The 25902-nt window shown below is 64.2% G+C and carries 21 protein-coding genes; 6 read left to right on the top strand and 15 right to left on the bottom strand.

Annotated elements, in window-relative coordinates; genetic code table 11:
- Positions 1 to 8 precede the first annotated feature (8 nt).
- Entirely contained in the window at positions 9 to 467 is a 459-nt protein-coding gene (locus EG799_RS05250; protein WP_234029032.1) for a DUF2721 domain-containing protein, read from the bottom strand.
- Between the two features lie 127 nt (positions 468 to 594).
- On the opposite strand from EG799_RS05250, the gene EG799_RS05255 reads away from it, so the two are divergent.
- Positions 595 to 1161 carry a biliverdin-producing heme oxygenase gene (locus EG799_RS05255; protein ID WP_123879186.1) on the top strand — a complete coding sequence of 189 codons (567 nt, stop codon included), beginning with the start codon at positions 595 to 597 and terminating at the stop codon, positions 1159 to 1161.
- A complete protein-coding gene (locus EG799_RS05260) occupies positions 1158 to 3743 on the top strand; it encodes an HWE histidine kinase domain-containing protein (protein ID WP_123879188.1) in 2586 nt (861 codons plus the stop codon). The genes EG799_RS05255 and EG799_RS05260 overlap by 4 nt, the downstream gene beginning before the upstream one ends.
- 10 nt (positions 3744 to 3753) lie before the next feature.
- Here the strand turns inward: EG799_RS05260 and EG799_RS05265 are convergent, their stop codons facing one another.
- The 3 genes from EG799_RS05265 to EG799_RS05275 are packed head-to-tail and all read right to left on the bottom strand — an operon-like array spanning position 3754 to position 6445.
- Positions 3754 to 4791 carry a mannose-1-phosphate guanylyltransferase gene (locus EG799_RS05265; protein WP_123879190.1) on the bottom strand — a complete coding sequence of 346 codons (1038 nt, stop codon included), beginning with the start codon at positions 4789 to 4791 and terminating at the stop codon, positions 3754 to 3756.
- Between the two features lie 50 nt (positions 4792 to 4841).
- Positions 4842 to 5612 carry a hypothetical protein gene (locus tag EG799_RS05270; RefSeq protein ID WP_123879192.1) on the bottom strand — a complete coding sequence of 257 codons (771 nt, stop codon included), beginning with the start codon at positions 5610 to 5612 and terminating at the stop codon, positions 4842 to 4844.
- A gap of 53 nt (positions 5613 to 5665) precedes the next feature.
- Entirely contained in the window at positions 5666 to 6445 is a 780-nt protein-coding gene (locus EG799_RS05275; RefSeq protein ID WP_234029033.1) for a Crp/Fnr family transcriptional regulator, read from the bottom strand.
- Positions 6446 to 6636: 191 nt separating this feature from the next.
- On the opposite strand from EG799_RS05275, the gene EG799_RS05280 reads away from it, so the two are divergent.
- The gene (locus EG799_RS05280; RefSeq protein ID WP_123879196.1) at positions 6637 to 10152 is read left to right on the top strand and encodes a hydantoinase B/oxoprolinase family protein; all 3516 of its coding nucleotides are present in this window, start codon (positions 6637 to 6639) and stop codon (positions 10150 to 10152) included.
- Positions 10152 to 11135, top strand: a complete 984-nt coding sequence (locus EG799_RS05285) for a DUF2891 domain-containing protein (RefSeq protein ID WP_123879198.1) — start codon at positions 10152 to 10154, stop codon at positions 11133 to 11135. The genes EG799_RS05280 and EG799_RS05285 overlap by 1 nt, the downstream gene beginning before the upstream one ends.
- Here EG799_RS05285 and EG799_RS05290 read toward each other — a convergent pair.
- The 8 genes from EG799_RS05290 to EG799_RS05325 form a co-directional block, all read right to left on the bottom strand.
- Complete coding sequence (locus tag EG799_RS05290; protein ID WP_181950873.1) at positions 11132 to 11260, bottom strand: DUF2474 family protein; 129 nt, start codon at positions 11258 to 11260, stop codon at positions 11132 to 11134. The two genes, EG799_RS05285 and EG799_RS05290, sit on opposite strands and share 4 nt — an antisense overlap.
- Positions 11257 to 12264 (bottom strand): cytochrome d ubiquinol oxidase subunit II, encoded by a 1008-nt coding sequence (cydB, locus tag EG799_RS05295; protein ID WP_123879200.1) that lies wholly within the window; start codon positions 12262 to 12264, stop codon positions 11257 to 11259. Before cydB ends, EG799_RS05290 begins: the two co-directional genes overlap by 4 nt.
- Entirely contained in the window at positions 12254 to 13708 is a 1455-nt protein-coding gene (locus EG799_RS05300) for a cytochrome ubiquinol oxidase subunit I (protein WP_123879202.1), read from the bottom strand. The genes cydB and EG799_RS05300 overlap by 11 nt, the downstream gene beginning before the upstream one ends.
- Before the next feature lie 155 nt (positions 13709 to 13863).
- The gene (locus EG799_RS05305; protein WP_148085431.1) at positions 13864 to 15375 is read right to left on the bottom strand and encodes a hypothetical protein; all 1512 of its coding nucleotides are present in this window, start codon (positions 15373 to 15375) and stop codon (positions 13864 to 13866) included.
- A gap of 416 nt (positions 15376 to 15791) precedes the next feature.
- Positions 15792 to 16796 (bottom strand): AAA family ATPase, encoded by a 1005-nt coding sequence (locus EG799_RS05310; protein ID WP_123879206.1) that lies wholly within the window; start codon positions 16794 to 16796, stop codon positions 15792 to 15794.
- Entirely contained in the window at positions 16738 to 19059 is a 2322-nt protein-coding gene (locus tag EG799_RS05315; protein WP_123879208.1) for a hypothetical protein, read from the bottom strand. The genes EG799_RS05310 and EG799_RS05315 overlap by 59 nt, the downstream gene beginning before the upstream one ends.
- Positions 19059 to 20009: a hypothetical protein gene (locus EG799_RS05320; RefSeq protein WP_123879210.1), complete on the bottom strand. Its 951-nt coding sequence runs from the start codon at positions 20007 to 20009 to the stop codon at positions 19059 to 19061. Before EG799_RS05320 ends, EG799_RS05315 begins: the two co-directional genes overlap by 1 nt.
- A 327-nt stretch (positions 20010 to 20336) precedes the next feature.
- Complete coding sequence (locus tag EG799_RS05325) at positions 20337 to 20648, bottom strand: hypothetical protein (protein ID WP_123879211.1); 312 nt, start codon at positions 20646 to 20648, stop codon at positions 20337 to 20339.
- Positions 20649 to 20706: 58 nt separating this feature from the next.
- On the opposite strand from EG799_RS05325, the gene EG799_RS05330 reads away from it, so the two are divergent.
- On the top strand, positions 20707 to 21936 hold the full coding sequence (locus EG799_RS05330; RefSeq protein ID WP_123879213.1) for a helix-turn-helix domain-containing protein: 1230 nt from the start codon (positions 20707 to 20709) through the stop codon (positions 21934 to 21936).
- On the opposite strand, the gene EG799_RS05335 is transcribed toward EG799_RS05330, so the two are convergent.
- Positions 21924 to 22727, bottom strand: a complete 804-nt coding sequence (locus tag EG799_RS05335; RefSeq protein ID WP_123879215.1) for a hypothetical protein — start codon at positions 22725 to 22727, stop codon at positions 21924 to 21926. The two genes, EG799_RS05330 and EG799_RS05335, sit on opposite strands and share 13 nt — an antisense overlap.
- An 808-nt stretch (positions 22728 to 23535) precedes the next feature.
- Between EG799_RS05335 and EG799_RS05340 the strand changes: the two genes are divergently transcribed.
- Entirely contained in the window at positions 23536 to 24615 is a 1080-nt protein-coding gene (locus EG799_RS05340; protein ID WP_123879217.1) for a restriction endonuclease, SacI family, read from the top strand.
- Here the strand turns inward: EG799_RS05340 and EG799_RS14195 are convergent.
- Together EG799_RS14195 and EG799_RS13960 are read right to left on the bottom strand one after the other, a co-directional pair.
- Positions 24612 to 25757 (bottom strand): DNA cytosine methyltransferase, encoded by a 1146-nt coding sequence (locus EG799_RS14195; RefSeq protein ID WP_234029034.1) that lies wholly within the window; start codon positions 25755 to 25757, stop codon positions 24612 to 24614. The genes EG799_RS05340 and EG799_RS14195 overlap by 4 nt on opposite strands.
- Positions 25754 to 25894: a hypothetical protein gene (locus EG799_RS13960; RefSeq protein WP_158611022.1), complete on the bottom strand. Its 141-nt coding sequence runs from the start codon at positions 25892 to 25894 to the stop codon at positions 25754 to 25756. The genes EG799_RS14195 and EG799_RS13960 overlap by 4 nt, the downstream gene beginning before the upstream one ends.
- Between the last annotated feature and the right edge of the window lie 8 nt (positions 25895 to 25902).

Genomic DNA, 25902 nt, shown 5'->3' on the forward strand with positions numbered 1-25902 from the left:
ACTTCTCGCTAAAGCTGTCGGTCGTATTCTAGCAGGCTGGCCGGAATGCGAAGCGCTCCGGTCGCAAGCCGCGTTTCCCGCAGAAACAGGACCAGCGCCCACATCAGCAAGGCTATGGCGAGGATGAACGTGCCCGCTGCCACCGGATTGAGCCCGATATGCGCGAACTCTTCCAGGAACAGGAGGACCACGGTTACGCCGATCATGAGTGACGCCGTCACCAACCGCAGCAAGGCATCACCGATCAGCTGTATGCGCGCGTCTATGGTGCGCATTTCGCGAACTATGTTATCATGCTCGGCTCCCTCGGTCGCTCCATGTCGCTCTACGAGGGCTCGGGAGCGATCGACGACACGGCCAAGGCGGGTGGACAGGATATTCATGATAGCGCCGATGGCCACCAGAACGAAAACCGGCGCCAGGGACAGCTGGATGGTCTGCGCGATGAACCCGTCCACCATGTTCATTGCGCTTACCCTGCCCTTTCAATCCGTGGAACGTTTTGCCAAATGAGAGGCTTGTAGTGCTTTAAGGGCTGACGAGTCCGGTCTATCGGGGCCTGACTGCCGCCTTTCATGTAGGGATATGTCGCCATTGGCCGATAACGGCAATCAGGTTCATCTACGGACTTTCCTCAGGGGCGAAACCGCTGCGCTGCACGACGCCCTGGATAGTCGAACGGTGCCCGCATCGCTTCGCGACCGGGACGAGTATGTCCGCTTCCTGGAACGGCAATTCGTCGCCCGACGTCCGATCGAAGCCTGGGCCGCGCGGACGATGGCCTCGCATAGCGCGCCTCCCGCAGCCTGCCCGCTGATTGCCAACGACCTTGCCCTACTCGGTCGGTCGACGCCGAAGTTTGATGAGGGCTTCACACTACCCGACGGGGCCGACCCGATCGGTCTTGCCTGGGCACTGGCAGGGTCGCATCTGGGTAATCGGGCGATGTTGAAGTCTCTTGCCGATGCACAATCAGACCTGCCGGTGTCGTTCTTCGGCGATCAAGCCATGATGGCGTTCTGGAAAAGCTTGCGCCCCGCGATCGAGCGGGATGTCTCGCGCGCTCTGGGCAAGGCCGCCGTTCTGGGTGCCAGGGCGGTGTTTGCGCGGTTTCTCCGGGCGTTCGCTGTAGACGGCGCATCCTCCAGGCTCGCGGCATGAATGTCGAGACCAGCTACGAGGTTGATCTGACGAGTTGCGATCGAGAGCCGATCCATCAGCTCGGCCTGATCCAGGACTTCGGCGCGCTGATTGCGGTGACGTCGGACTGGAACGTCGCTTTCAAATCCCGGAATTGCCACGAAGTCCTGGGGTTGCGCAAACCCGTCGAGATCGGTGACAGGCTAGCCGATCATTTCAGCGCGGCTGCACTCGAGAGTCTGCGCAGGCACGCTGGGGATGCCGGCAAGCTCGGCGTCGTCGAACGCCTGTTCGGTATCGATCTGGATGAAAGCGGGCGCCCGTTCGACATCGCAGTCCATTCGACCGGTCCTTACAATATCATCGAGATCGAACCGAGCGATACCGGCGCCGGAATCGAATACACCGCCGCCCTGCGACCTATGGTCGAACGCCTTCAGCATACGACATCCGCAAAAGACCTGTGCGAGGAAGCCGCGACGCAGCTCAAGCGCTTTCTCGGTTTTGACCGGGTCATGGTCTACAAGTTTCATCCGGACGAAAGCGGCGAGGTGATTGCAGAAGCGAGAGAATCGCATCTCGATACGTTTCTCTCGCTTCGCTACCCCAAGACGGACATCCCGCAGCAGGCGAGGCGACTCTACCGTACCAACCTGTTTCGCATCATCAGTGACGTGAACGCCGAACCGGTGCCGCTCGAGCCGCGCACTGCGCTAGGAGGCGATCCGCTCGACCTGTCGAAGAGCACGCTGCGGGCGGTTTCCCCGATCCACATCGAATATCTCCAGAACATGGGCGTCGGCGCCTCGCTGTCCATTTCCATCATCGTGGAGGGGAAACTCTGGGGGCTGTTTGCCTGTCATCACTATTCCGCACGCCGCCTGCCGTTCAAACAGCGCACCGCCGCCGAACTATTCTCGCAGCTATTTTCGCTTCAGCTAGAAATCGCGATCATGGCGGCGGGCAACGCGGCGAAGGAACGGGCGCGCGACCTGCACGACCGGTTGATGAGCCAGCTGATCGGCGGCAGTTCGCTGGCGGACAATTTGGAAGTGATCGAAAATGCGCTGGCGAAGTTAATTCCGCATGACGGGCTGAGCGCGTATATCAACGGGGAATACCGTTCGCGCGGGGCTGCACCCAACGAGGAAGAATTCCGGGCTCTGGTGCCTGCTCTCAACACCTCGTCTACAAGTTCGATCGTGCACTCGGATGCGCTGGCGGACCTCATCCCCAAGGCCCAGGCCTTTGCCGGTCGCGTGGTGGGCGCGCTGATCATCCCGGTATCGCGCCGCCCGCGCGATTACGTCACCCTCTGGCGCCGGGAATTGCAGCAGACCGTCACCTGGGCGGGAAATCCGGAGAAGGTCGCGACCATCGGCCCTAACGGCGATCGGCTTACGCCGCGCAAGAGCTTCGCCGCCTGGCAGGAATCGGTCAGCGGCCGCTCTGCCGACTGGTCGCAAGAAGAGCTCGGCATAGCGGAACGCCTGCGCGTGACCCTGCTCGAGGTCATCCTGCGCGTGACGGACGAACAGGTTCAGGAACGTGCCCGCGCTCAGGAACGACAGGAATTGCTGATCGCGGAACTCAACCATCGCGTGCGGAACATCCTGACGCTCATCCGCAGTCTGATCGGCCAATCGAAGGGCGAGGCGAAGTCTATTGATCAGTTCGCCGACCTTATCGGCGGCCGTATCCGCGCGCTCGCCATGGCGCACGATCACATCACGCGCGAGAATTGGGCGTCGGCATCGCTGGTGGAGCTGTTGAAGTCGGAAGCGGAGGCCTATCTGGTCGGTAAGGCGAACCGGGTAAACATCACCGGAGAGGATGCCCTGGTCAATCCGGAGGCCTATACCGTCCTCGCTCTGGTCGTGCATGAGATGATGACCAATTCGGCCAAGTACGGCTCCCTTTGCGACAGCAGCGGTTCGCTCGATATCGAGATCTCCTTCACCGAGCATCGCGACCTTGCAATTGCCTGGCGCGAACACGGAGGCCCCCCGGTCAAGGCCCCCACGCGTCGCGGCTTCGGCTCCACGATTATCGAAAAGTCGATACCATTCGAACTCAAGGGCAATGCAGACGTTCGGTACAAGCTGAGCGGTCTGGAAGCCGACTTCGTCATTCCTTCGCGCTTCGCCGAGGCCGCGCCGGACGAACAGCCCGCCACGCAAGGGCAGGCTGAAGCGGAAGCGGAACGCGTCGCGGCGGAGGATTTTGCGGAAGACGAAACCGATCGCCCCGTCCTGGTCGTAGAGGACAGCATGATCATCGCGATGGACGCCGAGGAAATGTTGCGTCAGATCGGCTTTTCGAATGTCGTTGTCGCGAGCAGCACCGAAACGGCCTTGGCCGAGATCGCCAAGAAGGAGCCGATCCTGGCTCTGCTCGATTTCAACCTCGGTGATGGAACCAGCGAGGCGATTGCCCGCAAGCTGACCGAAAGGTCAGTGCCGTTCTGGTTCGTGACCGGCTATGGCGACGCGGTGCAGCAACTGTCGAAAAGCGAGGCCCGCGGCGTGTTGCAGAAGCCTTATACCAGGGACGACCTGCAAAGGCTGGTCAGTCAGTTGTCGCAAAAGCGGGACGGCGACTAAACGCTGTTCCTCACTGATTGGCTGCCCCTTCGAGCTTGCCGACTTCCTGAGCACCGCTCATCGAAGTCACGAGCACTTCGTCCCCATCGACCACGACGGCGATGTCGTCCATACCGATGATGGAGATGCGTGGTCCGTCCGTGTCGGCAAGCACGTTGCGGCAATCTCGCAGTTCCACCTTCCCCCTCGTGCGATTTCCACGCTCGTCGCCTTCGAGCGTGTCGCGAAGGGCGGGCCAGCCGCCGATGTCGGACCAACCCATCGCGGCCGGAACCATCGCGGCGCGGCGCGTCTCTTCCATCACCGCATAATCGACCGATTCCGGCTCGATCTTCGCGAAGTGCCCGGCGTCTGGATGAAATGCAGACCCGGTTTCGCACCCCTCCTCCACCGAACGGCGCACTGCTTCGGCAAGCGCCGGCCGGTATGTCGCCAGTTCTTCCAGGAAATCGCCCGCGCGGAACGCGAAAATTCCCCCGTTCCAGCTGTATCCCCCCTCGGCCAGGAACTGCGTCGCCCGCGCCAGATCGGGCTTTTCGACGAATTGCGCGATGCGGCGCCCGCCGCCCTCGATCGGTTCGCCATGACGAATGTAGCCGTATCCGGTTTCGGGGTGCGTGGGCTCTATCGCCATAGCAACCATCATCCCATCGCGCGCAAGCCGCGCCGCCGCGTGGGCGGCCTGTCGGAAAGCTTTCGGATTTCCGATATGGTGATCGCTCGGACATACGAGCATGACGGCATCGGTGGGTAGGCGCTGCGCGGCGAGTGCGATCGCCGCCGCAGTGTTCTTCGGGGCGGGCTCGACGACGATGCGCGCGTCCGTGGCCTCGCCGATTTGCGTCTCGACATGCGGGACATGTACGGCACCGGTGACGATGACGGGGTAGGCGAACCCCTCCGCCGGCGGACACCGGGCGAGCGTCGCCTCGAACAAGGTCCGGTCGCCGACGAGGGGCAGGAAAGGCTTGGGCTTTGCCTTGCGGCTGCGCGGCCAGAGCCGAGTTCCGCTACCGCCGCACAGGATTACCGGGTGGATACTCGTCATATGTCTTGTCCTTTGCCCGCCTGGTTGCCGCGAGAGCGATATAGGCCCTTCTAGCGACGGAAGAAGTCCTGCCGCCAGCCGTAGCGTGCAGGAACTGGATTTCCGTCGCGGTCGCGCGCCGGATTGAAGCGAATGCGCTCGATGACGAGCGGGCATACGAGGGCATTCGTTGCCGGATCCGGTCCTGGCTGGGTCACGTTGCAATCGTGGGCGCGTCCGTCCACGCCAACGGTGAATTCGACGACGACCGAGGTTCCGGCACGCGAAGCCCGTCCGCCCTCCGGAATGGGGAAGTCCCGCACGGCGTCGATCCGTCCGGATTTTACCGACGGGCCGACGGCCACGCCGCCGCCGGAGCCCGACCCGCGACCCGCTCCTCGGTTTCCGCTTCCGGTACCCTCGCCCTCGCCGCCGGCGCCGGTGCCGCTCCCCTGATCCGCTCCGCCGGAATTGTTCGCGGTGCCGGTGGACGATGCCCGGGGCGCGGGGTTCGGGTTGGGCAGCACGACGGCCGGATCGGGCGCGGTTTCGGCCCGTGCGACGGCCTGCTTGCCCGCCTCGGCAGCGGCTCCCTCGTCCCGGACGGACGGTTGGCGAGCGGGCTGCTCGCTGGGTTCGGGCTCTGGCGGAGGGGGCGGTGGCTCCTCGTAAGTCGCCACCGTCACGCTGGTGAAGCTCGTCGCTGTCTCCACTATGCGATCGGTGAGATCGGGGGCGAAGGTGCGGACCAGGCCGATCGCGACCAGCACATGCAGGAGGGCGACGAGCGCCAGCGTTTTCCAGTTCAGCTTCCTGCGGGGCGCGTATCGTGGTTTCGCCATGCCCGGCGCCTAGCGGACTTTTCCCGCTTTCGCACGAGTGGTTGCCCCGCCTCTCATTCACCGTTCTTCATGGTCAGTTCGCCCTGCATCCCGAGCACGCCCTCGCCATAGAGGTAGGTCGGATCGAAATGGGAATAGCGTTCCAGCAGTCTGCGGTCCGGGACCTTTACCGATCCGCGCTGGAAATGGGCGAGGTCATCCTTGCGCAACTGCGCTAGCGCGCGGTTCATATGAATGGCGGTCGTCCCGCACATGTCGGCGAGGTCGGATTGCGTGAGCGGCGTCTCGATGCGGCCCAGGCGGCCCAGTTCCACGAAATCGAGCCGTTGCCAGATCTCACACAGGATGTGCGCGGCACGGCGCGACGCGCGCAATTGCTCCAGCTTCATGATCCATTCGCGGTGAATGGCCGCGTCGAGCAGGGTCGAGAACCACAGCAGGCGAGCAAGATGGGCGTTGGTTTCCATCACCCGCTCGATCCGCTTATGCGAACAGAAGCCGACGCGCGCGGGTCCGAGCGTTACGATGTTGTGGTCCAGCCGCTTGAGAGCGAAGGCATGCAGGTCGATGAAGTCGCCCGGCACCTGAATGCCGACGACAAACCGCTTGTTCCCTTCCTCGATGGTGCGAAGCGCGAACCCTTCGATAAGAACGGTGGACTTGTCGCACAATTGTCCCCGGGCGAGTATCTGCTGGCTGGCATCGAAGTCTTCGACCCGTTCGATAAGCGATTCGATCGTCGCCTTTTCATCCTCGCTCATGGCATCGCGAAGGCGTCCGAGAAGGAACCGCCCGGTAAGCGGGTAGCGATCCAGTTCCAGTCGCGCGGACAAGGCGCCCCCCATAATGCTTTTTCCGTGGTCAGGTCGCGAATGCCTGCCGTTCGTCGCGTCGCTTTCGATAACTTCTTCAAGGGGTTTCGCAAGCACGCGGCGATCGAAATAAATCTTTGTCAGTTTGGTGCGTCTGTGGTGCCGGCAGGGGCTGGTCGACGCGGCGCGCCGAAGCCGATAGGACTTTCGCCATGACGAGTTCCTATCGCTTCGCCATCGATCGCGGCGGCACCTTTACCGACGTTGTCGCGCAAACGCCCGGCGGCGGGCTGGTGACGATGAAGCTGCTGTCCAGCAATCCGGAACAGTACGATGATGCCGCCAGCGAAGCCGTTCGGCGCATCCTTCGCACGCATGGCGAAGCCCCGGTGGACGAGCTGCGCATAGGCACGACGATCGCAACCAACGCATTGCTCGAGCGTCAGGGAGAGCCGACGGCCCTTGCCATCACCGCGGGGCATCGCGATGCGCTGCGGATAGGCAATCAGGCGCGTCCGGAAATCTTCGCTCGTCACATCGTCCTGCCCAAGCGGCTCGAGACGGCGACGATCGAGATCGACGAGCGTGTCGGCGCGGACGGAACCGTGCTTCGTCCGCTTGACGAGGAGGACGCGCGCAGGAACCTTGCCGATCTGCGCCGACAGGGGTTCGAAGCGATCGCCGTCGTGCTCATGCACGGATGGCGCTTCCCGGAACACGAAAGACGACTGGCCGAACTGGCATACGAGGCCGGCTTCCGTCAGGTAAGCGCGAGCCATGAAGTCTCTCCGCTGATAAAGCTGGTGCCGCGTGGAGATACCAGCGTGGTCGACGCTTACCTGTCACCCGTCATCCGCGATTATGTCGAGCAGCTGGCGGAGCGGTTGCCCGATCACGGAAGTCTGCGCTTCATGCAATCGAACGGCGGCCTCGCCGATGCGCGCGCCTTTCGCGGCAAGGACGCGGTGTTGTCCGGCCCGGCCGGCGGCGTGGTCGGCATGGTCGAGACCGCAAGGCGTCTGGGGCACACGAAGCTCATCGGCTTCGACATGGGTGGGACCAGCACCGACGTGTGTCACTATGCCGGCGAGTTCGAGCGTACGGGGGCGAGCGTGGTCGCCGGCGTTCGCATCGCCGCGCCGATGATGCAGGTGCATACGGTGGCGGCCGGAGGTGGTTCGATCTGCCGATACGACGGATCGCGCCTGCGGGTGGGCCCGGAAAGCGCCGGCGCCGATCCAGGCCCCGCATGCTATCGCAAGGGCGGGCCGCTGACCGTGACCGACTGCAATCTCGTCCTGGGCCGGATCGATCCCGAACACTTCCCCAAGGTCTTCGGACCCGATGGCGACCAGCCGCTGGCCCGGGATGCCGCACGGGCACGGCTCGACGCGGTCGCCACGGCGCTTCCGGAACCCATGGCCTCCGAAGATCTGGCCGAAGCCTTCCTGGCCCTGGCGGTGGACGAGATGGCCAATGCCATCCGCAAGATCAGTACGGCGCGCGGTCACGACGTAACCGCGCATGCTCTCGCCTGTTTCGGCGGAGCGGGCGGCCAGTTCGCCTGCCGCGTGGCGGACGAACTGGGCATCGAGACCGTCCTCGTCCACCCGCTCGCAGGGATGCTGTCAGCCTATGGCATTGGCCTCGCCCCGGTTACCGTCATCCGGGAGAGCGGAATCGTCCGGCCGATAACGGAAGATTTCACGCAGGCCCGGACCGATCTCGAACGCTCCGCCACCGACGACCTGATCGCGCAGGGAATCGTGCGTGAGGGCATTTCTACCATTACAAATCTTCGCTTGCGCTTCGCTGGCAGCGACACGACCATCGACCTGCCGGTCGGCGGCGACCTCGATGCCCGTTTCCGCGAGGCGCACCGACAACGCTTCGGCTGGTCGGACGCGGATGCGGAGATCGTGCTCGAAGCGATCAGCGTCGAGGCGCGGAGCACGAGCGGCGGATTATCCGACGCGGCCGCGCTGGATCAGACAGAGGAACCGGCGGGCGATATCCGCACACGTGCCAGCATGGCGATCGGGGAAGCGATCGATGGTCCCGCCATGATCGCCGACCCCGGCTCCACCACCATTCTGGAGGACGGATGGCGAGCCACGCTTGCCGAGGATCGCAGTCTCGTCCTTACCCGCAGGGTGCCTCACGAACGCGACAGCACGGCCGAGACACGCGTCGATCCGCTACGCCTCGCCATCTTCAACAACCTGTTCATGGCCATCGCGGAGGAGATGGGCCTGGTGCTCGAAGCCACCGCGAGCAGCGTGAACATCAAAGAACGCCTCGATTTCAGCTGCGCCGTGTTCGACGCGGAAGGTTCGCTCATTGCGAATGCACCCCATATTCCGGTGCATCTGGGATCCATGTCGCAGAGCGTGCGGCGGATAATAAGCAACCGTGCGAACAGCGAGCGCGGCCTCCGCCGGGGTGATGCCTTCTGCCTCAACGATCCCTTTCACGGCGGCACGCATCTGCCCGATGTAACGGTGATCGTCCCGGTCTTTTTCGCGGAAGGCAAGGTACCTGACGCCTTCGTCGCGGCCCGTGGGCACCATGCCGATATCGGCGGCATCGCGCCCGGTTCCATGCCGCCCGACAGCCGCACGATCGAGGACGAAGGTATCCGCCTCGACGACGTGTTGCTGGTGGACGAAGGCGTGTTTCGCGAAACCGGTTTGCGAGAACTGCTTTCGTCCGGTCCGTACCCGGCGCGCAATCCGGATCGCAACATCTCCGACCTCAAGGCGCAGCTCGCAGCATGCGCGCGGGGGGCCGATCTTCTTGCCGATGCGGCACAGACCCACGGTGCGGACGTTGTTGCCGCCTATCTCGGGCACGTCCTCGACCACGGCGAGGCGGCAGTCCGCCAGCTGTTCGAAAGCCTGATCGAAGGCAGCTTCACCTATGCGATGGATAACGGGGCCGAAGTCTCCCTCAGGCTGACGATCGACCGGGATGTCCGCACCGCCCGGTTCGACTTCACCGGGACGAGCGGGCAATTGCCGAACAATTTCAACGCACCCGCCGCGATTGCCCGCGCCGCCGTGCTCTACGCGCTGCGAACGCTGGTCGATGACGAGATCCCCCTGAACGACGGATGCCTGCGCCCGGTCGAGATCGTCGTGCCCCCCGGATCCATGCTCGCGCCCGAACCGCCGGCGGCGGTGGTGGCCGGCAATGTGGAGACCAGCCAGGTCGTCACCGATACGATCCTGGCTGCCTGCGGGTCACTGGCCTGCGCGCAGGGCACCATGAACAATTTCACCTTCGGCGACGAGGAGCGTCAGTACTACGAAACCATCGCAGGGGGGTCCGGGGCAGGAAATGGGCATTGCGGGACCGATGCGGTGCAAACCCATATGACCAACAGTCGCCTGACCGATCCCGAAGTGCTGGAAAGCCGGTTCCCCGTTCGCGTCGAGCGGTTCGCCATTCGCTCCGGCTCGGGCGGGGAAGGGCAATGGTCCGGTGGGGAGGGCGTGGAGCGGCGCATCGTGTTTCTCACTCCGATGCGCGCGCAAATTCTCGCCAACCGCCGCACGGTCGCACCGCGCGGGATCGCCGGTGGCGGCGACGGGGCGGTGGGGGAGAGCTTCGTCGAGCGGGCGGATGGGAGCCTGCTTGATCTCGGTGCGACGGGCGGTGCGGACATGCAGCCAGGCGATGTGTTCGTGATCCGCACGCCGGGCGGCGGGGGCTACGGCGAAGCGTGATGCTGGATGAAGCCTTCGCCGGCAGGCTGGCACGCACCGCACTGTCGCACGTCGCGCGCGAATATCCCAACTCGATCGCGCATGTCATGCAGGGCGATGCCGACGCCCTGACCCCGCGGCAGATGCATCCGGCCTTCTTCGGCAGTTTCGACTGGCACAGCTGCGTGCATTCGTGGTGGACGCTGCTGACCCTGCGCCGCCTGTTTCCGGACAGTCCGGAAGCCGCGTCGATCGCCGCCCTGGCGGACAGAACCTTCACCGCAGGCAATCTCGAGGGCGAACTCGCCTATTTTACGAGACCGGAGGGCGGCGGGTTCGAACGCCCCTACGGATGGGCTTGGTTTCTCGCCCTTCACGCGGAGGCGGCGCGGCACGCAGACCGGGACTGGGCGGACAGGCTTGCGCCGATGGCTCGCCACCTTGCAGCCGGTTTTCGGCCCTATCTCACAAAGCTGGCCTTCCCGATCTACACCGGTACGCACTTCAATACCGCCTTCGCGCTGGTGCTGGCCCATGATTGGGGCCGCGAACACGATGGCCCCTTGGCGGACGCGATCGCTGCCTACGCCGAAGACGCCTTCGGACCAGTGACCGACTATCGCGGGTGGGAACCGGGCGGGGACGAGTTTCTCTCGCCCATTCTCACCGCCACGCTGCTGATGTCCCGCGTTCGTGACCAGGGCGGGTTCGCGCGGTGGTTCGATGGCGCGCTTGGCAATGGCTGGCTCGTAGAGACCTGCCAGCCGGTCAGCGTCACGGATCCGGCCGACGGGAAGATGGCCCATCTCGACGGCCTCAACCTGTCCCGCGCCTGGTGTCTGCGCGCTATCGCGGCCGGGCTGCCCGACCACGGCGAAGCCGTCCAGCGCATCGCCGATCGACATTTCGCCGCCTCGATCGGGGCGGTCGACGGTCACTACATGGGGTCGCACTGGCTGGCGAGCTTCGCGCTGCTGGCGCTGCTCGCATCGCCCGAAGCCTAGGGCGCGAGCCAGGCGCGAAGCACCCAGGCGACTGCGCCCACCACCGCGACGCTCGCCGCCCAGATGGTCGCCATCCAGGCTATCCTGCGCCAGAGCGGGCGGCTCTCTGCCTGGTCCCCGATCAATGGTAGCCCTCGTCGCTCGTCTTGCCGCGAAAGACCCAGTACGCCCAGCCCGTATAGATCAGGATGAGCGGCATGGTGATTGCCACGCCGACCAGCATGAAGATCTGGCTGCGCTCGGGAGCGGCGGCGTCCCAGATGGTGATCCCGGGCGGCACCACGTAAGGCCACATGGTGAATCCCAATCCCGCCATCCCCATGAGGAATAGCGAGATGGATAGCCAGAAGGGCTTGGAATGGCGCTCTCGAGAAAGGGCGCGCAGCAGCGCGATGACGAGAACCGCAGTGACGATCGGCACCGGTGCGGCCAGATAGATTTCCGGAGCCGTGAGCCACCGATCAGCGTACTCCGCGTTCAGGAGAAGGTTGTAGAGGCTGACCACCCCCATGAGCAGCACGGTCGCCCAGGCCGCGACCTTCGCCAGCCGGCGGGCGTGCTCCTGCTCGGGACCTTCCATCTTCCAGACAAGCCAGGTCGCGCCGAGCAGCGCGTATCCGGCGACGGTTCCGAACCCGGTAAGCAGGGTATACGGCGTCAGCCAGTCGAACCAGCTGCCGGAATAGGCTCGGCCGGTCACATCCACGCCCTGCAGCAACGCGCCCAGCGTCATTCCCTGCGCGAGAGCAGCGACCAGGGATCCGCCGGTGAAGGCGGCGTCCCAGAAGCGCCGATGCGACGGGTCGCGCCAGCGATACTCGAACGCCACACCGCGAAAAACCAGTCCGAGCAGCATGGCGATGACGAGCGGATAGGTTGCTGGCAGGATAACGGCGTAGGCCAGGGGAAAGGCTGCGAAAAGCCCGCCGCCGCCCAGTACCAGCCAGGTTTCGTTGCCATCCCAGACCGGCGCTATCGAATTCATCGCGCGGTCGCGCTCCGGACCCGCCTCGAAGGCCGGGAAGAGTATTCCGATGCCCAGATCGAACCCGTCCATGACCACATAGGCGAAGACGGCGAAGGCGATGATGAACGCCCACACGGTAGTCAGATCGACGTTAACGTTCACGGCTCGCCTCGTGCGGACCGCGCGGCAGTTTCTCTCCGTCACCGGGGTTCTGCGTCGGACCGGGTGTGAAGCCGGCCGTGCGGATCGGCCCCTTGTCGCCGCGCTTGACGCCGACCTCGCCAGGCTGGGGAGACTTGCTCATCAAGCGCATGATGTACCATACGCCCACCCCGAACACGGCGAAATAGACGACAATGAATGCCAGCAGTGACGACCCGACGGCGGGCGCGTCGAGAGGGCTGGCCGCGTCGGCGGTTCGCATCAGGCCATAGATCACGTAAGGCTGGCGGCCGACCTCCGTGGTGATCCAGCCGGCGATGACAGCGGCAAAGCCGGACGGTGCCATGACGACGGCGAAGCGGTGCAGCAAGGGCCAGTCGTAAAGTCGGCCACGCCAGCGGGCCAGCAGGCTCCACACCCCGATACCGAGCATCGCGAAGCCGATGCCGACCATGACACGGAAAGACCAGAACACGATGCTGACGGGCGGCTGCTCGTCGTCCGGTATGGTGTCGAGCCCGGCCAGCGGCGCGTCGAGCGAGTGCTCGAGAATAAGGCTCGACACCTTGGGTATCCCGACCGCATAGTCCAGCCGCTGTTCCTTCTCGTTCGGGATTCCGAACAGATACAGCGGGGCGCCGTCGGGATGGCTTTCGTAATGCCCCTCCATCGCCATGACCTTTTGCGGCTGATGCTCGAGAGTGTTGAGACCCTGCGCATCGCCGAGAAAAATCTGCACCGGGGCCACCAGGGCCGCCATCCACATCGCCATCGAGAACATCTTGCGGGCATGCGGATTGGCCCTGTCCCTCAGCAGATGCCACGCCCCCACCCCGCCGACCACGAAGGCCGTCGTAAGATAGGCGGCGGTGACGGTGTGAACGAGGCGGTAGGGAAAGCTGGGATTGAAGATGATCGCCAGCCAGCTGTCTCCGGGCAGAAATTGCCCGTTGGCACCCATTTCGAACCCTGCGGGCGTATGCATCCAACTGTTGACCGACAATATCCAGAAAGCGGAGATGAACGTTCCGACCGCCACCATCAGGGTCGCCGCGAAATGCAGCCTGCGCCCGACCTTTTCCATCCCGAACAGCATGACGCCAAGAAAACCCGCTTCGAGGAAAAAGGCCGTCAGCACCTCGTACGCCATCAATGGACCGACCACCGGGCCCGCCCTGTCGGAAAAGACCGACCAGTTGGTGCCGAACTGGTAGCTCATCACGATGCCAGAGACGACGCCCATGGCAAAGGCGATGGCGAAAATCTTCAGCCAGTACTTGAACAGATCGTGGTAGAGTTGCCTGCCGGTCTTCAGCCACAGACCTTCCAGAACGGCGAGGTAGCTCGCCAGTCCGATGGAGAAGGCGGGAAAGATGAAGTGGAAGCTGACCGTAAAGGCGAATTGAATACGGGCCAGCACCAGTGCGTCGGCTGTATCGAACATTGCGGGAGGGGACTTAACAGCCCCCGAGACGTTGCGCCATGTCGAACATCGCACGTTCCGTTGCACCACACGCAACAGCCGACCGGATGCAGCTTACGCTAGCACAACCTTACCCTGTCACAAAACCAACGATGTGGCGCGAACTCCGTCCTTCTTCATGACTGACCCTTAGGCCGCATATGGTCCGGGACAAGACCGGCTGCTACCATCTGGGCACGATCCCATCCGTAGGCAATGCGGCGCACTCCCGACGTTCTCGCGTCATGTCGGACGCTTTTCGGCGACAGGTTCCAGTGTTCGCCGATCTCCGCGTTCGAGATGATCCGTCGCGCGATCGACCTGACCTGGTCCTTTTCCACCTGCATGCGTCGACCGCTTTTCTCGAAGGCCAGATCCATTGCCTCGCAAGACGCGGCGAGTTGGGGGGTGTCGATCGTCAGGACTTCGGCCACCTCCTCCTTCGTCAGCACTGCGCTGAACGGGAAGTCGTGCTCGCATTCGTCGAACCGAACGCCGAGGAAGGCCTTCAGATCGTCGGGCATGACGAAGCATGTCCTGGTGTCAAACCGCTCGCCTTCGGACCAGTATTCGATCTGTCCTCGGAGCAGTGCACCGATGATGGAACTCCATGGCTTGAGGTCTCCGCCCAGCAGCCTGACGCAGTCGGACAGCCTGCGAGCGTCCCCCGGGATCGCGGTGTCGAGAGCATTTGCGGAAAGACCGGAGACGAGTTCCTCAAAGGATGCTCGGCTCGCCATCGCGCGTGGGTAGGCCGTCAGCATCGCCTGGTCGCCCCTGAACTCCAGCTGCTTCGACGCCGCCAACTGTTCGACCCCGTACAGCGGGATCCGCAGATCGTATCCGACCGTGGCCAGATTGACCGATCGGTCCTTGCGCTCACGGAGGTCGTCGATACTGTCGGCGATGAACTGCCTGTTGCCGCGATACCTGCTCGGCTTGCTGACGAGGACGACCTCGGGGATCTCCGCAAGCCGCTTGGTGCGTCGGTTGTCGATGCCGAGGACCTCCATCGCCTCCGAAGTGTTGTAGGTACGCATCCCGGCCGCGAACGAGTTCCAGATGTTGTCGGCGAGGTCCGGGATCCCGGCCAGCACCATCTCCGCCCTCTCCGGACCGCTCAGCTTCTCGCTCGCCATCCTCTTCAACCTCCTCCAGGACTTGAAGAACGCACCGTGGTCCGAACCGTGGGACTCCATGCTCTCGTGCAGCATCTCCCGTACCGTGCGCGGCCATCCGAGCAGCATCCTTCCGGCATCGCAGACGATGGGGACCTGCCGGTCCGGATCCAGCATCCGGATTGCCTTCATGTCCGCGGTGGCATCCGGCGTGCTCTGCAGGGATGCGGCCAGCTGGATCGCGGTCAGTGCGATGGTCCCGGGCGCGAGCGACGAGAGCGCGGATGGCAGCGGGGCGAGCGCTCGAATCCGATCTCCTCTTATCGGTGACATGAGATCGGCCACGAGGCGATAGCCTTCGAGGTCCGCGCCCTCGAGCAGCGGAACGGGCGCGGGTTCGATCATGTTCAGGCAGTGCTCGCACGTGTCGATGCCCCATGCCAGGTACCAGCCCAGTTCGGCTCCGCACGTCTCGCAGCGGTCGACGAGACGCTCGCCGGTGACCGGGCAGCACGCGAGCAGGCGGTTCATCCAGTGCGCCCTATGGTGCGGTGACAACTCGAGGGACCGTGGAGCGATGCGCCGGATCCGAAGGTCGATGGTGCCCATCGGCAGAACGAGGTCACCGAACGTCGTGCTCATTCCGCCCTTGACGGCATGTCTCGCTCCCAGCGTCGCGGGTTCCTGCCGGAGGACCTCGGCCAGTCTTGCGATCAGACGGGGATCGGCGACTGTGACGGCGCCCGGTGTGTACGTGTCGATGCCTGCCGCATGGAGTATCGGCCACACACGCCCCAGGACGTGCTCCCGCGCCGAACGTGACACTATCCCGATCAGGCTCTCGTCCTCCGCGACTTCGATCGGGAAGCGGACCCGCTTCGGTGAGCGCGCGGGTCGGCCCCTCGTGTCCGGGTGCGGAGCCGGCTCGTCGTGCCTTCGCTGTCCGGTCACGACGAGAACGGATCCTCGTCGATCCAGCCGTTCGCCATCGCATAGCCTTGCGTGACGCAGCTGAGGTCGAACGGCTCGATCTTGAGCGCACCGCGTCTGACCGCCAGCGGCACGGCTTCCTGGATGACCCGGGCCGCCCTTCCGACATGACCGCCCGATACGAGCGCGAGGCCGTCGATGATCGGTCTCTCGCCGAGGTCGCTGGGGATCCCGAAGACCCCTCGGTTCCTGAGCATCAGGTCGTACTCGCGGCAGAACTTCTGGAACAGCCTGGCCGGCTCCCTCCTCTCGGGATCCAGAGGGGCGAGTTCCAGCGGCATTCCCAGACGCGCGCACAGGTCGGGATTGCTGCTGAAGAAGTCCACCGACTCGCCGTTGCCGATGAGGAGGAGCGGCGCGATGCCGCGATCGAGCATCGTCTGGAAGCGCTCGGTCACCCTGTTGGACTCGCCGAGCGCCCCCTTGAGTCGCTGGACCTCGTCGGCGACGACCAGTTCGACGCCGAGCTTCGGGACCCATTCCGCTATCCGCTTCTCGAGCACCGGGATCGTGCGCCGATCATCGACCGTCTTGCGACCGTCGTCATGACTGTCCAGGAAATCATCCCCCATCTGCTTGAGAAGGGCCTGCATGAAGCCCTTGAGCGTCATTCCCTTCTCGATCGTCACTATGATCAGCTGGTAAGGATTGACGGCGAGACCCTGTGCCTTGCCCTCGGTTTCGAGCTGATGCTTCAAATGCCATGCCAGGGCCGACTTGCCGGCCTGCGACTTCTGACTGAGCCGGCGTCCGGAGATCGGTCGTCCGAGCTTGCCGCAAGTTTCGGCGATGTATTCGCGCAGTTGAGCGATGATCGCCAGCTGCGGCTCGTGATCGATCCAGATGCCCTCCATGGCGGTTCTGGCCTTGTCCACGTTCGCGGAGAGCGTCGGATCCGACCAGTCAGGGGTCCGGCGTCCCGTCAGGGGGTCCGGCTGCTTCTTTTCCGTCTTCCTGGCCATCTCGTGTATCCTCTCTTTCGTCGAACATGAAACCTTCCCTTCGCGTGTTCCCACCGGGGACACGGATTCCGGGTCGCGTCCCCGGGCGCGTATGCGTCGCCGTGCTCGCGGTCCCGTAGTCCTCCGCTCGCTTGAGAGGCTTGGATCTGGGTCTGCCCTTGCGATCGGTGGACCTGCTCTGTGGCGGGGGGGTCGGGACGTCCTCCCTTCCTTCGTCGGGAACCCTCGCCTCGCGATGGTGGGGGGAGACCGGGCCCGCCCCCGCTGTCCCGGCTGCGAGCTGCGCTTCTCGCATCTCCTCGCTCTCGATCAGCCCCATCGGGACGGCACGGTCCCGGATCGCGAGTTCGTCGAGGAGGGAGTCGAACTTCTTCAGTACCTCCTGCTTGGACTTCGCGCGTATGCGGGACCGGTCGGTCGCCGGTCCTCGCCCCGCCATCTTGAGCATGTCGCGATAGTGGTGGTGTTCCCAGCGACTCAGACCGCCGGTGTACTCGGGGTCGGTAGACCACATCGGATGGTACTTGCCGGTGGTCTCGTCCAGCACCTCGATCATGTCGATGTCGCCGTTCCAGACTCGGATCGGAACCATGCATTTGGCCGTGTCCTGCAGGCGCTGTCGGAAGGGGTGCGCATGGTGGTTGTTGTCGAGCGTCTCGGCCGTGCCGTCGGGGTTCCACCGGTAATGGACGTTGTCGTAGACGAGTCCGTCGGTCGTCAGTGCGAACCTGCCACCGGGATGGTCGGCGAGGTGGCGGTGCAGCTCGCGCGGCGACAGCGCGGGCAGACCGAAGCTGCCGATGTGGGCGAGCATGACCTCCTCCGGCGTCCAGCCGTTGAGGCAAGTCTTCGGCGTCGTGTTCCAGGCGTGCCTGCCCTGCTCCAGCATCGCCTTGTACTCCGCCCGGGTCACGTTCGCCTCCACCGCCGGGTCGATCCGCGGGTCGCGCTTCTGTCGGGGAGCCATCACGAGCCCCTTCAGGCCCCGCACCTTGGCCTTGGGGAACTTGAAGAAGTTCTCGAGGATCGACTTGGCGTCGCTGTGGTAGGCGGCCGCCAGTTCGGTGGTCGCGATCGTCGACATCCCCGGTACGGAACTCGGCGGGAGGATCGCCTTGTCGTTGTCGTACATCAGCAGTTCGCCGATGCCGTAGATCAGGGCGGACCGGTCCTTCGACCGTATGTCCTCCTTGTCGACATGGCGCGGACCCAACACGTTCATGAGGGCGATGCGGGCCATCTGGGGCCGCAGGTTTCCGCAGAATATGGAAGGTTCGAAGACGTACTGCGAGAAGACGTCCATGGCATAGATGCCCTTCATCTTCCCCGCGATCTCGCCCCACTCGTCCGAGAACGTCGTGTAGTGGCGGAATTCGGTCGCATCGAAGTAGATGCGTTCGAAGGGTCTCGTGACCTCGATCGGTTCGCCGCTCGGGGCGAACTTCTTCTCCGCGGCCACGACGCCGTAGCGCCTGGCCCAGTTGGCGCGCGTTTCTGCCCGGTTGATGCGGTTGCGCACGGCCTCGAACGAGGGCGGACTGGCACCGATGTCGCCGTGTCCCGCCTGATCGAGAAGGTCCCAGAACCGGACCGCCAGCGCCCCGGCCATCTCCTTGTCGCTCAGTTCGTGATCCCGCCAGTAGATTTCGACGACCGCATTCACGAGCCGGTCGACCCGGTCGGGCAGCTGTGACTCCCCTGGCAGCCGGCCGGACTGATTGACGAAGGCCCCGATCGCTCCGTTGTAGCGGCGGTACTTCTTGGCCGCCCTCATCACGGATCGACCACTCGGTCGGACCTGCAGGAGCCTTAGGAGCTTCGTGGTGAGCGAACGGTTCCCGTGCAACCATGAGAGCTTCGGCAGCGGAAGCGGGTGGTTCGCCGCGACGAAGGCGTCGGCCTTCGGTTCACTCTGCGGCAGGGCCGCCTCGGCGGCCGCCCGGCCCCACTTCCACCTGACGAAACTGGCCGGGTCGCGCGTGGCGCAGGCGATCATGTCGAGATGGAGGAAACGCTGCAGACGCTGCTGGCACTCGGTCTTGCTGGTGGGTATGCGGATCCGGTCGGATATCAGCTCGTGGAGGAACCAGGCGGGGTCGGGATATGCCTCCAGTCCCGTCGCCTCGTCCGTGACCAGCAGGGGTCTGCCCACCTCGTCGTCGATATGGAGCAGATCGTCGAGGATCCGACCGACGTAGACGAACTTCTTCTCCTGCCAGAAGAATGTTCGGCCTGGTGTCACGGGAAGAGGCGTCGTGTCCATCAGTCTTCCTGCCGGACGAAGCGCTCCAGGAAATCGCGCAATGCCCTGGGCCTGCGGGCCGGGGGAGCCAGACGGACGGGTGTCTCGGCTGTAGGTGGCAGCGACACGTCGATGGCGATCAGCCGGGCGGCCATCATCGCATCGAGCTTCGCGCGGGCATCGGAGGGTCGTCCGCCGAGGACGGCCTTCGCGGTGCGCAGGTCGACGACGCCACCGCCGCTTTCGATCGCGGTCTCGATCGTCCCGTAGTCGTTTTCGATGTCGAACGCTTCGAGCCTGTGGGCGTAGACGTCGGCGATGGTGCCTGCGGTCACTTCGTCGAAGAGGTCGCCGCGCAAGCGCTCGAATGCCGCGCCTTCTCGCGCGAGCGCGTCTTCGGCGGCGGCGGTCGCGAAGACGACCTCCGGCAGATGGAAGTAGCTCGCGACCGGTTTTATCTCGGCGAATACGAGGCCCCCCGAGACGAGCTCCACGGCGACGTCGAGGGTGTAGACCGTCACGTTCCCGAACTCGTCGCAGATCTCCAGCTCGATCGGCTGGAACTGGAAGTCACTGATCAGGGGATTGATCGAGAACCAACGGAGGAAGTTGAGTTCGTGGGGACCTTCGGTGTATTGCGCGCGACGCGCCTTCTGCGAGTAGTGCGCCGCCGTCGAGAACCAGTTCCTGTATCTGAAGTTCACGCGCACGTGACCGAGGTCCTCGCTCGATCTGTATCGGACGGCGGCGGGAGCATGGGTCCTCACGTGGGCCTCGTCGCGCAGAAGATGCGACCGGCCGGGGACCCAGCGCGGTCGGCGCTTGGGACGACGGGGCAGCAGCTCGCGAGGCGTGGGAAGCCGGTCGCCGACACGGGCGGCATGGCGGTCGTAGGCGGGCGGGCAGAGCGGTGAATTCGAGGAGAGGTAGGCCGACGCCATCGCTTCCCTTCCGGTGAGCGGGCGGGTCATCTCGGCGGCTCCGGCCTGTCCCGCGGGTTCACTGGCGGCTTCCGATGGCTTCCGTGACATCGGGACCAGACGTCGCGGTGCCTGTCGCGTGATTGCAGCCGAAGCCTCCTCTCGACGGTCGCATGACGGCGGGCGACGGGTCTCGTGGCACCGATCCTAACCACACCGTCGAGGACGCGGTACCGGGGCGGGCATGCGATATTAGTCGCCGCCCGGCAGGTAGGACCTGTCCGGCTGGGTCCGGGCTCGCGAACGGGGTCAGCCAGCGTCTCGGTCGGGTCCGACCGCTCCGTCGATCCAAGATCGTGGTCGGGATCTTCGTCCATGTCAGAGGCTCCGTCGAAGCAGATCGCAGGCCAGGGCGTGGATCGTGGCCTTGTCCAGCCGGGGATCGGAGTTCCACGCTTCCGCGAGGAACGCGAGCTCCTCCCTTACGATCTGCAGGTGCATTGCGCGCTGGCGCTCGTGATCGCCCGGTCCGGTATCCGATCGATGCGCAGCTTCGTGCTTCTCCTGGCTTCCAGCGACCGGTCGCGTTGCCGGACGGAGCGGGGCCGCGCCGTTCACCTCCGGTTGGCTCGCGCCGTCCGGCTGGTCGCACCTTGCGCTTAGTAACCACCTTCCGATCAGCATCGCCATTTCTCCAATACACGTATAAAGCAGTGGACGACTTGCGAGTTGGATGCGAAATCGCGGCATGTCAAGCATATTGCAGTGGACGGCGTGCGAGCCGATGGTTAACGTACGGCACATGGACCCCGATGCTGATGACGTGGAACGCCTTTTCGGACTGGTGTGGGAGGACGGCGTTCCGGAGAGGGAACGCGTCATCTTCGAGGGCCTCTCGACCGATGACCGTGCCGAGGTCCTCGCCCGACTCGAGGCGGTCTGGAGGGCGGAGAACGGAGAGGCTTGGAAGCCTCTCGCCCGTACACTCGGTCTCGGGCGCTCGGCGTTCTTCAATCTCCGGCGCCACTGGCGTGAGCGATCGCTCGAGGGCGTCATCCCTTTCGCGAGGCAGGCACCGCGGCGTATCGAGACCGCGCCCGACGCGCCCATCCGGCGACGTGCCAGGCGCCTTCTGATCGAGGACGGCCTCTCCTGCGGAAACGCCGAACTGGCCCGCCGGCTGGTCGAGCAGGCCGGCCCGGACGACGAGATCGGCGGCGGCTCGGCGCAGACCCGGCTGCAGTGGGCGGAGAGGCTGGTCAGGCATGAACGGCGTGCGTTGGCGAGGGACGGGGCATATCTGCGCGTCAATTACGGCCGTCGGATATTGGTGGACGTCAGCGCCGTTTCGATCGTCCTGGAGGGCGAGAGGGAACTCGCGGTCGCCGCTTTCTGTGTCGACGTCGCGAGCGGGCTCGTCCTGGGCACCGCGATCGGTCGGCTCAGGACGACGCTCGAACTCCAGCGGAGTGCCGTCGACGACGCCTGGCGTTACGTTCGTGACCATGCGGCCGATCGCGCTTCCGGCGTGTGGCCACCGTGCGGACTGCACCTCATGCTCCCCCCTGCGACCGATGGTCCAGTCCGCGACGACGAGCTGCGCGCGGTCACCAGCGAATTGGTGGTGCGTGGCCCCGGCAGGTATGCGTTCGGCCGGGAACTGGTGCAGTTGCTCGGACCCAGGATCGGTCGGATCCCCTTGGCCCCCCGTCGGACCCTGGCGGTCGATAGCGTACCGTTCTCCGACAATCGCAGGATCGTCGAGCTGCCGGGGCCGGAGGCGGACGCCCTTTGGCGCCGTGAGGTCCTGCGACACAACGATCCGGTCTTCCGCGCGATGCAGACGGGAAGCGTGTTCGCGGCGGACGCTCGATGGAAGGACAGGCCAGGGGTCTTCGCTGCGAGTTCGCCGATAGGGCGGATGTCCGACGTCTTCCATGCGGTCGACGGCTTCCTCCGCGAGATTCAGGACGCCTGATCCCCGGACAACGAGCCGAGGCGATCGAGCAGTTCCCGAAAGCAAGGCCCGGTCAGATCGCAGGAAAGCCCTGTATCATCGTCGACTTTCAATCTCGCCTTGACCAGATCGCGCGTCCGCTCCGCGTCCAGCGGGACGTGGGAACTGCGCGGGAGGATGGATCGCCTGTCGGGGCTCGCCTCCACCAGGCGTGGGCGAAAGCGCATGCCTTCCTGCCTCTGGCCGAGAAGAGCCTCGATGCACCGGCCGTGCCCGTAGGGGCCGACCTCCAGGACGTTGAGCGAGAGACCGGCTCGATCGATCGCGTCGCACAGCAATGGCCAGTCCTTATCCGATACGCGGGGGACGGCTATGCGCTCGATCACATGCTCGCCTTCGGGCTTCCGGGCGGGTCCGAGTGCGGCCCGCAGACTGGATGCGATAATCTTGGTCGATGGCGGCCCCCTGCTGATCTCGAGAGCCACGATCCGGTGGATCGTCGCGTCGATGACCACGGTGGCCAGTGGGCGCTCGATCATCCCGGTGCCGAAGTCCACCGGCAGTTCGAGTACCGTATGATCGACGATCAGGTTTGCCAGGGATGCGAGTTCGTCCGTCAGGCGGGGTTCTCGACGGGCGAGGACGAACCGGCGGACCTTCTCCCTCGTCGGCATGGGGACGTTCTGGGCTTCGCCTTCCCTGATCGCCGTCCGGACGATCTCGTCCGGACCGTCCGTGGGAGCACTTTCGATGGCCTGTTCGATGACACGCTGCTGCTCTTCATCCAGGCCGACCGGCTTGTTGCGTGACATTTCCGGTCCTGCCAGCTTCCGCGGATCGCGGAGCGTTCTCCAAGCCTTGACGAGGTTGTAGAACTGCGCGGTTCCGAGGCCGATCTCCTTGGCCAGCCGCTCGGCGTTCAGTCGCCCCGGTGATGCTTCGAACCGCCCGATCGCTTCGATACGTCGACGGACGATGTTGCGGAGTCTGGGTTCAAGAGCGCTGAGGTCAGGAGAAACCCGAGTTTTGTTGGGGTCGTGGCGCCAATGAAGGCGATTTCTCCGGCGTGGCCACGGTCGTGGACCGTCCTTCCCTGTTGTGGCGGTGGCGGTTCCGTGCGCCCTTGAAAGATTAACGCTGCGCTCGATGGGGACGGCGGATTGGAACGCCGGCGTGGTCTAGGCTCGAACCGGAAGGCGGGAGCATGAGGACGTGGAAGCCGCTTCCTCTGGTCGCGCTCGGTCGCGCTTGGGAAGGTTGGGCGGAGCGCCGTTGCGTTCGATCGCAACGGCGGTCGCGGGTCGGCGCGGGTATCGCTTGGGCATCAGGGACGCCTTGGGCGCGATGACGACCCAACGCGGGGGACGGGTGGAAGACCGTTCTCCATTTTTCCTCTCACACTCTGAATGACAGGCTTATCTGCCAAGTATCGTGAATGGCGGATCGAGAGGTGAACGAGGCGATCTGTCATACATCCACGATCGGAGACCCCGAGCGCAATGGGCTTGGAAACCATAGCGAGCGCGGTCTCGCCATGTGGTTTCGTTTGACCTCGGGTGTTGTTCGAGGTTCTAGGAGACGGGGCCGGCTCTAGTTGTAAGCGCGCCCGAGGAGGACTTCTTGGACGATCCGGCTATCGAGAGGTGGAGCGAGCGGGCATGGAAGTTGCTCGCTCGCACCCTGAACGAGTTCATGACCCAATCGTCTTCTGGTACTCCGCCGCAGAAGGCAGCGCTATCCGATCCGGATCTGGCAAGGATGTTGACGGGCGTTCTCTCCGCTCGCGATTCCTACCGGGACGGGATTCTCATTCAGCTCGCCTATGCGTTGAGTGCGGAGAAGGACGTCGAAAAGAAGGCGGACTTTCGGGAACGGCAGGAGGGGGGCGGGAACGTTTCGAAGAGCTTGGGCGCTCTATGCAGCGATCTGCACATCCCGGGTGTGAAGGACGCGTTTCAGAACATCGGGAAGAACAGCACGAACCTCGTCCGCGGAAATGTGGAGGCCTACGACGACCTTCTCGCTTGGATAAATACCGCTACGCCGTCACGGCGCAGGGAAGCCTTCGAATTCCTGGCTGCGACCACGGCGTCCATGGCTCGTCCGGTGCTCGCGTTTCCCGAACTCCACGTGGCGAACCTGACGTTCGCAAGGATGGTCCGCCTGATCAACGGAATGCTGGAGACCCAGTCGGGAGGAGCGTTCGAACAGTTCCTTCTTGCCGCGTTCGTCCATGGCCTGTTGGACGAGTATTCCCTGACCGGTCGAGGCGGCGTGCATGTGGAAACGAAGAACATCAACGCCAGCGATGCGAGTTCGAGGTCTGCCTCGGATGTCCAGATCAAACGGGGCAACCGATTCGAGGAAGCGTTCGAGGTGACGGCCAACGACTGGTCGGGCAAGCCGGCTGATGCGGTGGCTTCCATGAAGGCTCACGATCTCGCGAGGATCCATATTGCTGGCAAGGTGGGTGGCGGCTCACTCGGTGACGTCTCCGCTCTGCTCGCTCTGCCATCGGATGTGGATGTGTCCGTATTGGACCTGCGAGCGTTGTTGCATGGTCTTGCCGCCTTCATGCGCAAGCCCGCGCGAGCGAGCGCGCTGCGAAGACTCTATGAACTCCTCGATCGCCATCAGCCTGAAATCGAGAGAACTAACGCCTATGTGCGGCTACTGTCGACGGCGGGTGTCACGGCCTAGACGACGCACATTCCCTGGAGCAGGGCGCGGGCTGCTACCTCGGCCAGGACCGGCAGAACGGCATTCCCGACCTGACGGTATTGCGATGATCGCCTTCCGTGGAACACCATATCGTCGGGAAACGTCTGAAGCCTTGCGCATTCGCGCACGGAGATTCTGCGAGCGTTCGGGAGTGTGCCGCTGCGCGGCCTTCCACCGGCGAGAAGATGAGCATGGTACGCCGGGACGAGATCGGCCACGTCGATGAAGGGCGTCTTGTTGCCGCCGGCGCTTGCCAGGATCGTGGGCGAAGGTCTGGCCAGATCGATCCCACGGCCGCCGCCGTTGAACAGCTGACCATCGAAGGGGTTGGGGCGTATGTCGGGATTCTTCGCGTAGGTGACTTTCGAAGGATTGTGTTCGCCGACGACCTTCTTTCCGATCGCGGCTGACGCCGGCACGATCGCTTGGCTCGGGGGCACCTTGAAAGATCCGCCCACGTCCCTGCGATATCCGGTCAATAGCATGCGACGACGCTTCTGCGGGACACCGTGGTCGGCCGCATTGACCATAGCCGGCTCGCCGATGTCGTAATGGTCGCGCAATGGCCGCACCGTTTCCATGAGATATTCTAGATGGGTTCCGGCAAGACCGGGTACGTTCTCCATCAGGAACGCCTTGGGCCGGGATTCGAGCACCGCCCGGACGAATTCGGGGAGCATGTCGCGGGAATCCCGTTCACCCATCCTCTTGCCCCCTGTCGACCAGGGCTGACAGGGCGGCCCGCCAACCACGAGGTCGATGTTGGCGTAAGATCGGAAATCCACGTTGCGGATGTCGTCGTCGACCAGTGTCACGTCCGGAAAGGATGCCCCGAACGTCCGGCACGCATCGCGATCGTATTCGACCGCAGCGACGGTGCGGACACCGGCGCGCTTCATTCCGAGCGTAAGGCCACCCGCTCCGCAGAACAGATCTATGGCCGTGATATCGCTCACCTTTTCGTCTCCACTTCCCGCTTTCCTCGGTAGATAAGAGAATCGTAGACGTTCCCGTGCTGTTCCCGCAAGTCCGATAGTTGCGCAGAAGTCGGTTTCCGTTAATTGGATCCGCTGAGATCCATGATGGGAACTGCGTCGAAGTCCGGACGAGGGCATCATCATCGCGGACACGCCAGCGTTTCGATATGCTCGAACTTCTCGGTTCCCTTGTTCATCGCGATGATGGTCACGTCGCCATCTCTGCAACGGCTGAACTGCGAGGTGCGCACCTTGCCCATCACCGGGTGGCCCTGAAGCAATCCTTCGG

The sequence above is a fragment of the Aurantiacibacter spongiae genome (assembly GCF_003815535.1).
GTDB lineage: Bacteria > Pseudomonadota > Alphaproteobacteria > Sphingomonadales > Sphingomonadaceae > Alteraurantiacibacter > Alteraurantiacibacter spongiae.